Source organism: Hydrobacter penzbergensis (assembly GCF_900106985.1).
GTDB lineage: Bacteria > Bacteroidota > Bacteroidia > Chitinophagales > Chitinophagaceae > Sediminibacterium > Sediminibacterium magnilacihabitans.
The window spans coordinates 75,302-87,846 of sequence record NZ_FNNO01000008.1 but is presented as its reverse complement, the minus strand read 5'-3'; the positions used below and the strand labels follow the sequence as shown (position 1 = coordinate 87,846).

Annotated in this window: 14 protein-coding genes; 2 read left to right on the top strand and 12 right to left on the bottom strand. The window is 45.7% G+C overall.

Annotated features, from left to right (window positions below; all coding sequences use genetic code 11):
* Positions 1-2 precede the first annotated feature (2 nt).
* Complete coding sequence (locus BLU98_RS10070; protein ID WP_092723911.1) at positions 3-563, top strand: ORF6N domain-containing protein; 561 nt, start codon at positions 3-5, stop codon at positions 561-563.
* A gap of 126 nt (positions 564-689) precedes the next feature.
* Complete coding sequence (locus tag BLU98_RS10065; RefSeq protein WP_092723910.1) at positions 690-2,429, top strand: hypothetical protein; 1,740 nt, start codon at positions 690-692, stop codon at positions 2,427-2,429.
* 1 nt (position 2,430) lies between these two features.
* Here BLU98_RS10065 and BLU98_RS10060 read toward each other — a convergent pair whose 3' ends face one another.
* The 12 genes from BLU98_RS10060 to BLU98_RS10000 all read right to left on the bottom strand — a co-directional run bounded on the left by BLU98_RS10060 (position 2,431) and on the right by BLU98_RS10000 (position 12,446).
* Positions 2,431-2,727, bottom strand: a complete 297-nt coding sequence (locus BLU98_RS10060; protein ID WP_092723909.1) for a helix-turn-helix domain-containing protein — start codon at positions 2,725-2,727, stop codon at positions 2,431-2,433.
* 293 nt (positions 2,728-3,020) lie between these two features.
* A complete protein-coding gene (locus BLU98_RS10050) occupies positions 3,021-3,758 on the bottom strand; it encodes a hypothetical protein (protein WP_092723907.1) in 738 nt (245 codons plus the stop codon).
* A gap of 21 nt (positions 3,759-3,779) precedes the next feature.
* Positions 3,780-4,592: a hypothetical protein gene (locus BLU98_RS10045; protein ID WP_139173883.1), complete on the bottom strand. Its 813-nt coding sequence runs from the start codon at positions 4,590-4,592 to the stop codon at positions 3,780-3,782.
* Positions 4,593-4,634: 42 nt separating this feature from the next.
* The gene (locus BLU98_RS10040) at positions 4,635-5,408 is read right to left on the bottom strand and encodes a DUF8473 domain-containing protein (RefSeq protein ID WP_092723905.1); all 774 of its coding nucleotides are present in this window, start codon (positions 5,406-5,408) and stop codon (positions 4,635-4,637) included.
* Between the two features lies 1 nt (position 5,409).
* Positions 5,410-6,564 (bottom strand): conjugative transposon protein TraM, encoded by a 1,155-nt coding sequence (gene traM / locus BLU98_RS10035; RefSeq protein ID WP_092723904.1) that lies wholly within the window; start codon positions 6,562-6,564, stop codon positions 5,410-5,412.
* Entirely contained in the window at positions 6,561-7,178 is a 618-nt protein-coding gene (traK, locus tag BLU98_RS10030; RefSeq protein WP_092723903.1) for a conjugative transposon protein TraK, read from the bottom strand. The genes traM and traK overlap by 4 nt, the downstream gene beginning before the upstream one ends.
* The gene (locus BLU98_RS10025) at positions 7,179-8,186 is read right to left on the bottom strand and encodes a TraJ family protein (RefSeq protein WP_092723902.1); all 1,008 of its coding nucleotides are present in this window, start codon (positions 8,184-8,186) and stop codon (positions 7,179-7,181) included.
* 12 nt (positions 8,187-8,198) lie between these two features.
* Complete coding sequence (locus tag BLU98_RS10020; RefSeq protein WP_092723901.1) at positions 8,199-8,819, bottom strand: hypothetical protein; 621 nt, start codon at positions 8,817-8,819, stop codon at positions 8,199-8,201.
* Positions 8,816-9,436 (bottom strand): hypothetical protein, encoded by a 621-nt coding sequence (locus BLU98_RS10015; RefSeq protein ID WP_092723900.1) that lies wholly within the window; start codon positions 9,434-9,436, stop codon positions 8,816-8,818. Before BLU98_RS10015 ends, BLU98_RS10020 begins: the two co-directional genes overlap by 4 nt.
* A 9-nt stretch (positions 9,437-9,445) precedes the next feature.
* Complete coding sequence (locus BLU98_RS10010; RefSeq protein WP_092723899.1) at positions 9,446-11,848, bottom strand: TraG family conjugative transposon ATPase; 2,403 nt, start codon at positions 11,846-11,848, stop codon at positions 9,446-9,448.
* Positions 11,845-12,144 carry a DUF4133 domain-containing protein gene (locus tag BLU98_RS10005; protein ID WP_092723898.1) on the bottom strand — a complete coding sequence of 100 codons (300 nt, stop codon included), beginning with the start codon at positions 12,142-12,144 and terminating at the stop codon, positions 11,845-11,847. The genes BLU98_RS10010 and BLU98_RS10005 overlap by 4 nt, the downstream gene beginning before the upstream one ends.
* A complete protein-coding gene (locus BLU98_RS10000; RefSeq protein WP_257574878.1) occupies positions 12,141-12,446 on the bottom strand; it encodes a DUF4134 domain-containing protein in 306 nt (101 codons plus the stop codon). Before BLU98_RS10000 ends, BLU98_RS10005 begins: the two co-directional genes overlap by 4 nt.
* Positions 12,447-12,545: the final 99 nt, after the last annotated feature.

Sequence of the window (12,545 nt, the reverse complement as noted above, 5' to 3'; positions counted from 1 at the left end):
AAATGAATCTTATAAGCATTCAACAAAGAATATTTGAAGTACGAGGCCATAAAGTAATGCTCGATTTTGACCTGGCGGCACTCTATGAAGTAGAAACCAAGGTATTTAACCAATCTATCAAACGAAATGTCGATAATTTCCCGGACGACTTTATGTTCCGGCTAACGTCACAGGAATGGGATGAAATAACGATTCAATTAGACCACAGTCCTGGTGATCCGGACACTAACCGGTCACAAATTGTGACCGGTTCCCAAAAACACCGCAGTTCGGCATTTCTACCCTACGCTTTTACCGAACATGGGGTGACGATGCTGGCAAGCGTCTTGAAAAGTCCAAAAGCCCGGAAAATGAACATTGCCATCGTCCGAGCCTTCATTGCCCTTAGAAAATTTGCGCTCGACCACCGCGGAATCACAGAACAATTGAGGGATTTGCAGCAAAAGATAAGTGAGCACGACGTCCAGCTAAGCCAGATTTATGATGCCATCGAGAACCTGCTAGATCAGAAAGCCGAAGAGAAGAAGTGGCAGGATCGGGAGCGAATCGGCTTTAAAAAGTGAAAAATATCCGATGTGGTCACAGATTGTGACCACATGCTAGAGCAAAACTGCTCAACGAGACCTAGAAATGGTTAACTTGGATATTCGCCCCAGGTATCACATAATCTAACTGCTGTTCCAGAATCTATGATAGGACGCCTGACTAATGAAAATGAGCTCGTTGATCGGAAAGCCAATTTCTTCGTCGATTACTTCTACCTATATCTTTCCCAATTGGGTAGAAATATCGATTTTGAACTCGAAACGCCGCTTGCACTGACGGACAAAATCCTCTACCAATTAAAGAACAATTTTAGCAATTGCGAAATAGCAGTCCGAAGTTATCTTTTGCATCCCATGCTCGCGGATGAAGACGTTTACTTAAGCCAGTTCCAAACGTACGCTCCGGTTAGGCAGCTATTTAATGATTGGCTCAGTATTGAGAAAAAAGGGGGTAAACCCAAAAAGGCTCTCACAGACAATTATCAAAATTGGGTTTCTTTGATCAGTGCGTTCCGTGAAGAGTTAAACGCAGCCATGTTCACCTACTCGCTGAACTGCATCATCTCTTATTTAGTTTGTCCCTGTCCTTTGGAGAAACACAGAGAAGGTATCAAAGCATACACCCGGATACTTGTATCCGAATGCATTTTTTTGGGGAGACGAAAAGAATTCGTCGGCTCGGTATTCGGCAGGATATTGGACAGTGATATCAACACCTACCCATTTCCCAGCCACATCACAACGATAGAAGAAAAACAGAGCTATTTGCAAAATCGAACGCTTCAACAACAATTTTCAGCTATCGAAGACTTTATGAAACTGCCGGTTTATAAAGTCAGCTACTATTACAAAGTGTTTGGCATGAGCCTCGCGCGAAATGTTAAATTCAGGTACAATGAAGTGGAGTTTTTCAGTCGTGGACACAAGGATTTAACAAAACATAGAAAAGAATGCCCCTATTTTTTTAAGGGTACTTCTAATTTTTTTATTACCAAAGTAACAGTTGACTATTATGACTCGGAAACCGCCATTGTAGATGTCAGAAGTCAAATCAAGCAGGAATTGAAGTTTGTGACGATGAAATTGGATCGGGAATTTGCTCTCGATTCCCAATACAATTATATAATTGAGAACGGGGAATATATCGCAGATGCATTTAGTTCGCGTAACTTCAAAGCCCATGAGAGTAAAACAATTTTAGAAAAGATCAATCTAAACCCATTTCAAGCACTCGCAAATGTCAACAGTGTAGCGAAGGGGCATTTCCTGAGTTTTGAATCACTTTATGTATCGGCTCATGCTGAGAATAGCGTGCCCGGCTACTGGCACTATCTGGAAACGCTGATGCAGGATTACAAGCGGGAAAATGAGCTGATGGAGAAAGTATCTGTGATAATGCTGACTGGAGATTTGCCAACAAGGACTGGAATCTTTATAGAGGAAATGAGCAAGGCAATTCATTTTTTCAATATGCCGTTCAATAGGGTGACTTTTACCCTGCAGGAAAGCCAGGCTATGATTAAAGAAATTCTGGATGGGAAAGTACCAGATCAGCTGCGACTGGAGAGCTATCCTTTTATTCAGGAACTGATTGCCTACTACGATTATAAATTGACGGCGAAAGATTACGAAAAATCAGCACAGTATTATAAACAGATCTTACAAGAAGCATACTCACAGCGAAATTTCTATTTGCATCAGGGTTCTTCAAGCGTCAAATCGCAGATGAAGCTGAGATATAGTTTTGTAACACTGATTCAACGCTTTCGTCTTTTGCTGATCGAAGAACTGAAAGAGAACGCAGGACTGGAATTTTCAACCCTTATCGACAAGTTGTACCAGAGGGGATCTTTGCTATTGAAATATCGTGCTAGTAACGCATAGATTATATCCAGTCATACCTTTTCTTCGGTTTCTTCTTCGCAATATATTCCATCACTTCGCTGTACAAGAAGTAAACGCGTCCCTGTTGTTTATGTGAAGGAAGGCCTTGCTTAACCCATCCTGTTAATGTTACCAATGATATCTCCAGCCGCGTTGCTATTTCCTTACGGCTTATCAATGCCTCCTGTGTATTGGTAACGAGCACCTCCTTTGGCTTAGCCATTTCCAGTGATTCTTTCACCGCTTCCTTTACCCATTTCCTGATATCCGATTCGCTCGGAATAACAAAGGTTTCCATACGCACTTCTTCTTATAGCTTGTTAAAATAAACTTTGCAGCCTCCCTTGGGATTAGTAGATGGCTCGTATCTGAGATAACCGTATTCGCACAGGTCGTTCATACATTTATTAAAAGTCTTTCGGCCCATCCTAGCTTCCTGCATGACCAGGCTACGGTAGACCGTGATCATATTTTGCCAGCCAGCATGGCTTCGCAGGCGCACGAGTGTAATATATAGGCTGATATGATAGGCTCCTATACGGTTGTCTTCTGCGATGGCTTCATAGAACGCCGATAGTTGTTCAAACTCACTCATCTTTCCTGCCCGATTCTTTTAATTGTTGTCTTTCTCTTCTTACTGGAAAACTGTTTTCCACGTTCTTCGCCGGGCGATGCCACTTCACCATCTTTGGACTCGTTCGCCCGTTCCCTGCGGTTCGCCTGCATCTTCTTTTCCATCCACCGGTTGAGCAGGAAGCGGTGTACCTCATCTATCGGAATACCTTCTCCGTCAATAAAATACACGCGCTGGCTGATCTCTATCCTCGCCCTGATTACGTTCAGGTTACCTACCAGGTCTTCGAGCCCGGCGTCCATCCAATGTTTCAGCCTGAGCGCGTCGGCAAAATGCTTTCCTTCGACGGTCGCAGATAATTTTGTCAGCTGACTCACGATCTGGGAGATATTTTTCTCCCGCGCCCAGCTGTCAGGGTCGTCCAGCCGGAATTGAGATCCGTCCGCCTGGCAACACCAATCGATCTGCCCCATCGCCTTATCCAGTTCTTCCAAATCAATCCCATCGATCGTTCGCTCCGGCAACACGATCCCTTTGATCAAAGAAACATCATAATACCCGCAGACGTATTCCATGCCCTGTCGCTCGAAATGCAACGAACAGGTCAGCGTATCCTTATTTTTTTTCAGCCGCTCAAAAAGGGTAAAACTGGACGGGGTGAAACAGACTCTTTGCAGCAACCTGTAACCGATCCCTTCCTCAAAACCAGCCCGGATGAGCATCGCAGACAAGGTGGCTATGTTTTGTGTATTCATACTACTTGATTAATTGTTCTCTCACATTTCAATCGCCTTTCCTTTATCAGTCTTCTTTGCCCTGCCCTGCTTGACGTTTTTTCCGTGAATAGCCTTTTCTCCTGTTTGCTTCTGGGCCTGTCCGTTCATCTGTGTGTTTTCGTGCGCCGATTGCTTCTCTGTCAGCCGCTCTATTTTAGGCAAGTTCTCATGTTTCATCATTTTGAAATGTTCATCATACACGTTCACAGACTTGTATTTCGGGTTGGCTTCTAAAAATACTTTTAAAGGTTCCCCGTCCTTATCAATGGATACTGCCTGGGCATTGCCGCGTTCCAACGAGCGAAGCAGTTCTTTCTCTTTTTCACCACCGTCCAGTTCCAATACAGGGAACTTTGCTACGGATTCGCGCAAATCGTATCCATAATTATCCGTGTATTTGTTGACCGCATAATTCCCTTTTTCATCTTTCTTATCAAAATCAAGCTGCATCCAGGCTCTGTAATCCCCGCCCTTAGAATTGGTTAGTTCCTTATAAACGGCACGTCCTTGTAACAGATTATACGCTTCTTTGGCTGTCACGCCTTTGCCCTTGTCGATCGAAAAGCTTTGTTCTAGCTTCTCACCATTGGCTTTTTCAACCGATGCAACGTAGCGATTAAAGAAATACATCTCGGAAGTGTTCGATTTTCGAAAATGCAGGATGGCATCAAAAGGCCGATTATTCACCTGCGTAGCAAAATGCAATTGAAAATCATTCTTTTTTGACTGGATGTTTTTTTCCAGTTCGCCGTATAGGGCTTCTCCAAAGCCACTGTACTTAATGTTGTCTTTCAAAAATTGTAGGTTTTCCATGTTCATAACATATTTATTATGGTGTTAAATAATCTGTTTTTATTATCTAATTAGGATTGCATTGATGATGTATCGATGAGGGATTCGTAAAAACAAATGCCGATCACCATCTTTTTCTTTCAATAGGATTTGCAAGGCTTGATCAGTGCCCAACGCCGCCTTTGGAAGAATGACTACGAGCACACTGGATTGCTTCTCTCTGATGAGCATCCCCATCGATCGCTCCAACAAGGGTACTATTTCCGATTCCTGCACCACTCCTCTTTTGCTGATGTGATGCTGGACAACAGTAAAAATCAGGCGGCTTACCACATAGGAAAGTGTTGAAGCGTTCTCGATTCTAAGCTTGCACGCAATCACTTCGCCAGTGGTATAAATACCAGCAACAGAGAGCCGTACATTACCTGAGCTATACCGTACCCCATAAAGGTGACTGGGCATTTGTAGTACTTTTTCGGCAAGGGCCTCCCATGCAGTATCTATATTAGCCAATGCTCCTGTACTTAAATCCAAATTGAGTGTGTCAGGAGCAGCGGTATAGTTTACCAGGAAAGAATAGAGCTTGCCATCCGATGTTATCACCGTTAGATTAGTGGTATCTCTAAATATGGAATCCGCTTTCACACGAAGAATATTCGTGGTTGATTTTTGCACCAGGATCCGTTCACTGCCACGATCAACCGAGGCAATGGCTGCCGGGAAAATCAGGTTGGTTGTTTTGTTAACCGTCACCTGTAAACTCCTGGATGGAATAGAGGATTGTCCCCTTACTGCAAGAAAGACCGCCAGAAATAATATAGTTACAATAACTCTCATCTTATAAAGCGTGATGATCCTGGAGCAGTACCCGGTAACCAGCAGCTACCGTTACACGCACCTGTTTTACTTTTTTGCACAATAGGTTTTTCGCAGCACTAATACCCGTGGCGGCGGCCTGTGTTTTCAATGAAAAGTCTAATCCAGCAAATCCGTTAGATTGGATAGCATTGTCCGCTGATTGCTTAAGCACTTCACACTCTTGCGAACCAGGTGTGCAGATGCCTTCCAGCCCATCCAAGTCATACACCGACAAGGATACATGTAGTAGTTGATCACCATACCTGATGGAAGGGATATGAATCCGTAACCGCTCCCCCTCAATAGTCGCAACGCCATAGACAGTTGCCCCAGCAGGCAAACGAATACCCTTGATTACAACAGGTACGTTCAATTCCAGCTTTACGACAGTCCCATTTTGTACCGCCTGCGTACTGGCCAATACAGCAGGAATAGCGGTAACGTGGAGCACTGCTTTTATCTCATCGCTGTAAAAAGAAGGCTTCATAATAGTCGATGGTGACTTGCCAAAATAAGTAGCTTCATTTTCCGTTGCAGGTAGTACAGTAAGTCCTTTCTCATTGTCGGTCTTGACAACGCTTTTATTCGATTGCTGTATAGCAAGCAATTTGTCTAGTGTAGCGTTGATGGATTCTATTTCCGGATCCGGGATAAAATTATTGACCGACTGTAGCTTACCAATAGGCAAGGTCGGTCGATCCATTCTTTCTTCCTCTTTCTTAGGCGAGATGCTCAATTGTCGCTGGATGGCCGCTACCTTTCTGTCGTAGATGCTTTGATCTGGCGTTGACCTATCAAATGGTTTTGCAGCAACTATCTGTGAAGGGCTTAAGGCGCCTCCTTCTATGGTAGAATCCTTCCTATAAGGATCCATCCGCAATTGCTCCGATCGCCTGGCAGCTTCTCTTGCCGCAACCGCATAAAAACTCATTTTATCAGCAGCATCCTCTTTTGCAAGTGCGCCGGGAAGCCGCGTATTAAATCCACCCTTGCGGCCTGCAACAGCTGGCTGAACGCCTGTTCCACCACCGAGCAACCAAAAAACAAGCGTGATAAAGGGTGCTATCAATAACGGCAGTATCAGCAAAAACCGCTGCCTGCGCTGATAAGCTTGGAATCGTATGATCTGGTTCATCTGTTTTCGATTTTAAGGTCCTTGTTTTCGGTGATCTCCCATCTTTCGATAAGAAATCCATGCGGGTTGTGATCGCTTCGGGAGATGCCGCGTAAGCTGCCCTGCGTGATCAGGTTACGCGTAGCAATGGATGTAGGCCGGATAATCTTAAGTGTTGAAAAACACTTGAACACATAAGGCTCCGCAATGGTATTTAGCGTAATGCTGTCCACAGTGATTTGCTGGCTGACATTGCCAGAGATAATGCCTGCGATATATCCTGTTTCCGCTAGGTCATCGTACTGATGCTTGGCAGAAGCATCTGCCAGATAGAGGGCCCGTTTGATATTGGCTTGAATGACCTTCTCATCCGGATCAAGACTGAAAAACCAGGTATGGAACATCGCAACATGATCCCTTGCTTCCACCCCCAGGTTGTCTTTGCGATTACCAGCCAGGGCTTCCATGGCTTTACCACTCGCGAGCACATATACGCGCTCCTGCATCCGGGCAGCGAGCCGGTTAGACTCATGGATCGCATAAACATTGACGAACAAGCTGGCAATTACAATCACCATAGTCAGCAGGCGCATAGCACGAAAAGCCGTATCGATATTTTGTGTAGGCTTGAACATTTATTTGCCGCTCAGTTTGTCTTTGAAATAGCCGTTGGACACACCATTGTCGCTCATACTGTTATTCATACGCGAAGCCTGGTCACCAAAGCTGTCAGCACTGATGCTGGAGCTGACGCTGTTGAAGGTGGCTTTACCTGCGGTAGCAACAACAGAGCTCACTTTATTCAGCAGCGCGTTACCACCGCCGGCATTCACGATATAACCAGCCACAGAAGGTACCGTACAATAACCAACGATCGCAATAAGCAGGAAAGCCATATACGCCCAATCTGTCATGGTAAGGGGTTGCCCGGCAATAGGCACACTGAATGTGTTGCCCGCAATCATATTCTCCTGCACTTTGGCGATGATAGCGCCAAAGATGTTGGCCACGGGCAGCCAGAGAAAGACATTGATATAACGGGCCAGCCAGACGGTAACCAGGTGTTGAAATCCGTCATAAATAGATAGCCCGAACACGATGGGTCCGACAATAGCGAGCACGATGAGATAAAAAGTGCGGATAGTATTGATGAGTAGCGCAATGGTCTGGTACACGAATTCCAGTAACTGTTGGATGGCAGCCCTGATCCAATTGGCAGGATTGAGCGCTCCGAAACCCGAAGTGCTGCTGTCTTGTAATTGCAGGTATTTGTAAATCGCTTCGTTTGATCCTTTGACCATCTGGGCCGTGCCTTTCACGGTAGGTTGCAAGATGCCATTGATCAGGTCAATCACCGAAGGAAAGATCAGGATGCAAAAACCTAGTACAAAGGGGCGCATGAGCCCATATACATCCACCGACTCCGCATTGGCAATGCTCCTCCAAATTCGTAAGCCAATGTACCAGAGCGCCCCGAATCCACCGATCAACCGGGCCGAACTGATGAGCCCTCTGCATAGGGGCATCATATCCTTGTACAATTGGTTCAGTATGTACTGCAAGCCCTCTCCATTGGAAATGCCCTGCGCATGCACACATAAAGGCAAAAGAGCCACGCTGAGTATCCCGATACACCGTTTCATACGTTTTGTTTTCTATTGTCCATACAATCGCCGCATCGCTTGCAGGTCTCTTTTTTGCTGCGCCTTTCGAACCGCAACAGATGTTTGATCTTTCATCAATTGTCGTAAAGCCACCAACTGCTCATCGGATTTCGTAGCCAGTGTTTCTATGGCTGACAACCTTTCTGCATCACTCATTCGAAGGGATTCGGGTCTGGTCAGCAACTGCAACTGAACCAGTTGATCGGACACTGCTTCTAATATCTTTTGATACGAGCGTTGTACATCCGACAACTCTTGCGCAGTAAACAATCCCAGCGGCTGCACCTGTTGCAGCCATCGTCGGTATTCCTGCTGGATTAATCCGTGATTGGTTAACAGCTTTTGCAGGGCAGGGCTGCCTTTTACTTGCTCACTGACCTGCAAAAGCCCATCCAGGTAGGCGCGATGCAGATCGTAGTTACCTCTCGCTGCATCACGGACACTGTTATAACCATTAGACAGGGTCTGGTAGCCCTGTTTCATTTGTTGAAGCATCAGCTTAAGCTGCACCAGCTTTTCCAGGTTGAGTTTCAATTGCTCCATCTCCTGTGATTGCGCAAACCCGGTTGCATGTAAAAGCAAGATCACAATTACAGCTATTATCTTTTTCATTGTATACCGTGTAAGCGTTTGACAAATTGCAAGTCGGCCTGCATCCGGGTCCGGCCCAGGGTAATCTCTATTTGTTGTCGGTTGAGCGACTGCATATTCTCAAGGCAATGACCCATGGCATCTTTCAAGGTTTGTATCATGCAGAGTCGCTCTGCATCTTTCATCGAAAGCGAACTAGTGAGCACCGTCTGCAAGGTTTGTAGTATCTCTATGCTCGTGTTCAGCAGGGCATCGTACTGCGATTTAACAGCAGGATCTTTACCCAACCTGCCATACTCCAGGACAACCTCTTTTTGCATGGTGAGGATCTTTTTTACTTGTGTACTTCCGGCAATAACAGGTCTTGCTCGTCTGAGTTCGGTAAAATATCCTTCATAGAGAGTGGCCAACTGCGCTTGCCAACCGGTGATCTCCGCCAGTTTTGTTTTCGAGAGCGCCTGCTCCGCCGCCTGCTCGGCTCTTTGCATGACCAGGGTTTCGTTCTGTAACCTCTGCACCTTAAGGTCAATCACTTTAATTGCTTTACTGATAATGAGTGAAACCGGGTTGAAGGATTGCGCTTTTAACACGCCACCTACAAAACAACCCAACACGATCATCAAGGTATATTTTTTCATAACTAGTCTTTAATTGGTTAATGACGCTATCGCTACTTCCATACCACCATATTTTTCGGCAGCCATGGTTACCTGTAGCTTTTCTTTTTCCTCTGTAGTATATGCCAGGTATTCTTCCGGGGAAACTTCTACCCGGTAGACTTTTGAGTGTCGACTGCCCAGTGAGATAAATACTTCTTTGTATTTTCTGAGCGGATCATTGGCCTTATTGAGTGACAACACCTGCGCTTTTTGCTTATCGGTCAGCCCCAGGAGTTGCTGTACCTCATCGAACTGTTGCTGGTATTTCGACTGATCAAACAATATTTTACAATCACTCATCGCTATGATTGTCTTCTTTACGATCTCTGATGAAATAATGTCTTCTATTTCCTGCGTAACTACAATGGGTTCACCAAAATGCTTGCGGATGGTTTTAAAGAGGTACCGGATATATTCAGCCATTCCCGCTTTAGCGATCGCTTTCCAGGCCTCTTCAATCAGGATCATTTTACGTACGCCCTTCAACTGTCGGATTTTGGAGATAAACATTTCCATGATAATGATGGTCACCACCGGGAAGAGAATAGGATGATCCTTAATGGTATCCAGTTCGAAGACGATGAAGCGCTTATTGAGTAAGTCCAGGTTTTCAGCAGCATTCAGCAGACAATCGTACTCTCCTCCTTTATAGTACGGCCGAAGGACATAGAGGAAATTGGAAAGATCGAAATCCTGTTCTTTCACCCGGTCTTCCTTCACTGCTTTAGTAAAATCTGTTAGAAGGAACTCATAAAAGGAATCAAATGACCGAAAGGGTATCTCCTTTTCATAGTACAGCTGTAATGCATTAGAGAGTGCCACATACTCACTGCGGCTGAACTCCACGCTGTCTTTCTTCCATAGCGTAACCAGAAGGGTCTTGATGCTTTCTTTTTTTTCTGTGCCCGGCTGCCCTTCCCCATCAATGCGAAAAGGATTAAAACTGATGCGTTCATCTTCACTATAACTGAAATAATAACCACCGACAAGTGTACACAAGCCCTTATACGAATGCCCTACATCCACCATCACGATATGTGCGCCTTGCTCATAATAAGAGCGTAAAAGATGATTCGTGAAAAAGGATTTTCCGCTCCCGGACGGTCCGAGAATGAACTTGTTCCGGTTGCTGGTGATGCCGCGCTCCATAGGTTCGTCAGACAGATCTACATGCAAGGGTCTTCCGCTCAGCCGGTCGCCCAGTCTCAACCCAATCGGACTCTGCGAACTTTGGTAATTCGTCTCCAAGTTCAAGAAACAGCAGGCCTGGTGTGAGAAGGTCGCAAAGGTTTCGTTGATGGGCAGATCAGCGGCATTACCCGGAATGGCTGCCCAATAAATCTGGGGCGCTCCGACAGTTTCTATTTTAGCAGTGGCATCGATCTGCGCGAGCGCCGCTGTACACAGGTTGCGTATCTCCTGAACGCGCGCGCCATCATCCGTCCAGGCCAGTACATTAAAATGTGCCCGGACAATGGTTCGTTGCTCTGCTACCGCTTCATTTAGAAACTGATCCACTGCTTCACGTCCATAAGCGTTCTCCCTCGCGTAAGTAGCAAGTGATTGCAGGCGTTTTTTCTTTGCCTCAAGCCCCTTGATAAACGCCGCATTGTCTTCAACAAAAAGATATTGGTTGTAAATATGATCGCAGGACAAGAGCTGTCCCAGCGGTGAAACAAATCCGATCGGGAACTTACCACCGTCGGTACCATACTTTTCATAATCCATCCGCGCACCACAATAGCCCGGCAAGTCGTCGGTATTAGCAAGCGTAAACAGTTCGCAGTGCTTCTCTCCCACCCGGATGCCTCTATCAAAAGCCAAATCACCCATCACGCTGTCATCGCTCAGCAAAAGATATCGGTTAACCAATTGGATTAGCCCGTCACCTGTCAGTCGTTTAACCCCAACAAATTCACTATCACTTAATACCCTGATAAATTGCGAGCAAACACCTTCAAAAGTCTTGGCAAATGCGGGATCAAGCGTTTCTTCCGGTACGATATGCCCTCGCAGTAGTGTAGAACCAAACGATGTAACAAACTTTCGATTCCTGGGTCGTAGGGTCAGCATCAAATAACACTGGTGTGCGAGATACGGTCGTTCATGAAAAAAGCGTTCACTAGCGAGCGACAAAAACGAATGCTCTTTTTCAAAATCACCACCGTAGTTCTTCTGCACGTACCAATCCTGCTTATGTAACACGTATCCTTCGGGCAATAGTTTTACCGCTTTCACCCAGCTCTGGTGAAAAGCCTCGTATTCAGCGCTGGACATCGTAAATATCTCCGGCAGCTCCAACTGGTAGCAGATGGTTATGTCTCCCATCTTGGAAAGAAGCATATCCTGCTCTACGCCGTACAGGGGTAATATGTCTTGCAAATTTTTCATTGGAATAGTTGATTGCATCGCACTATTTTCGGCGTTGCCGACGAAGCCATTTTTTTCATCCAACCATGCCTCCCATATCTGTTGTTTAACCGATAGACCAAGGCAAACAAGCAACCTCCTAACAAAAGCACGAAGACCAGACAAATAATAAGCGGCACACCAACTAGATAAGAGAACACAAAAAGTAGCAGCAGGCATAATAACCCTATTGCTAACCAGGCAATCCACTGCCCTTTGAGTCCCTTGAAGACAATCGGTCGGTTAACCCCCTTGTTGATGGAATAAACGCTGCTCATATACCGAAGAATGCCCGGATGACGGTAGTTACTACGACGAGAAATACACAGGAACCAAACCAGGCAGCGGCTACTTTGCCCGTGTCATGGTCACCTGCATTCCACTTGTTGAATACTTTGACGGCACCGATCAGTCCCACGATCGCACCTACTGCATACATAAGTTGAGTACCGGATTGAAAGTAACTGCGCACTTTCTGGTTGGCATCCTGAATACCGGCATTGCCATCCTGCGCCCGCACTGCGAGCGCGCATAAGACGAACAGAGTCGTCCACTTTATTTTCTCTCTCCACTGTTTCATACTACACATATTTATTGTAAAGAACATGGCCGCCGCCCCTTACCCACGCAATCGGTTCTCCTGCACTGGCGTCGGCACATGTAGTTTGCTGCCTGCTGG

Excerpts from the sequence above, each read along its gene's own strand:
- BLU98_RS10045 (WP_139173883.1), bottom strand. The coding sequence starts at position 4,592 with ATGGAAAACCTACAATTTTTGAAAGACAACATTAAGTACAGTGGCTTT.
- BLU98_RS10010 (WP_092723899.1), bottom strand. The coding sequence starts at position 11,848 with ATGAAAAATTTGCAAGACATATTACCCCTGTACGGCGTAGAGCAGGAT.
- BLU98_RS10005 (WP_092723898.1), bottom strand. The coding sequence starts at position 12,144 with ATGAGCAGCGTTTATTCCATCAACAAGGGGGTTAACCGACCGATTGTC.
- traK (WP_092723903.1), bottom strand. The coding sequence starts at position 7,178 with ATGTTCAAGCCTACACAAAATATCGATACGGCTTTTCGTGCTATGCGC.
- BLU98_RS10050 (WP_092723907.1), bottom strand. The coding sequence starts at position 3,758 with ATGAATACACAAAACATAGCCACCTTGTCTGCGATGCTCATCCGGGCT.
- BLU98_RS10020 (WP_092723901.1), bottom strand. The coding sequence starts at position 8,819 with ATGAAAAAGATAATAGCTGTAATTGTGATCTTGCTTTTACATGCAACC.
- BLU98_RS10065 (WP_092723910.1), top strand. The coding sequence starts at position 690 with ATGATAGGACGCCTGACTAATGAAAATGAGCTCGTTGATCGGAAAGCC.
- BLU98_RS10015 (WP_092723900.1), bottom strand. The coding sequence starts at position 9,436 with ATGAAAAAATATACCTTGATGATCGTGTTGGGTTGTTTTGTAGGTGGC.
- traM (WP_092723904.1), bottom strand. The coding sequence starts at position 6,564 with ATGAACCAGATCATACGATTCCAAGCTTATCAGCGCAGGCAGCGGTTT.
- BLU98_RS10070 (WP_092723911.1), top strand. The coding sequence starts at position 3 with ATGAATCTTATAAGCATTCAACAAAGAATATTTGAAGTACGAGGCCAT.
- BLU98_RS10000 (WP_257574878.1), bottom strand. The coding sequence starts at position 12,446 with ATGAAACAGTGGAGAGAGAAAATAAAGTGGACGACTCTGTTCGTCTTA.
- BLU98_RS10060 (WP_092723909.1), bottom strand. The coding sequence starts at position 2,727 with ATGGAAACCTTTGTTATTCCGAGCGAATCGGATATCAGGAAATGGGTA.
- BLU98_RS10040 (WP_092723905.1), bottom strand. The coding sequence starts at position 5,408 with ATGAGAGTTATTGTAACTATATTATTTCTGGCGGTCTTTCTTGCAGTA.
- BLU98_RS10025 (WP_092723902.1), bottom strand. The coding sequence starts at position 8,186 with ATGAAACGGTGTATCGGGATACTCAGCGTGGCTCTTTTGCCTTTATGT.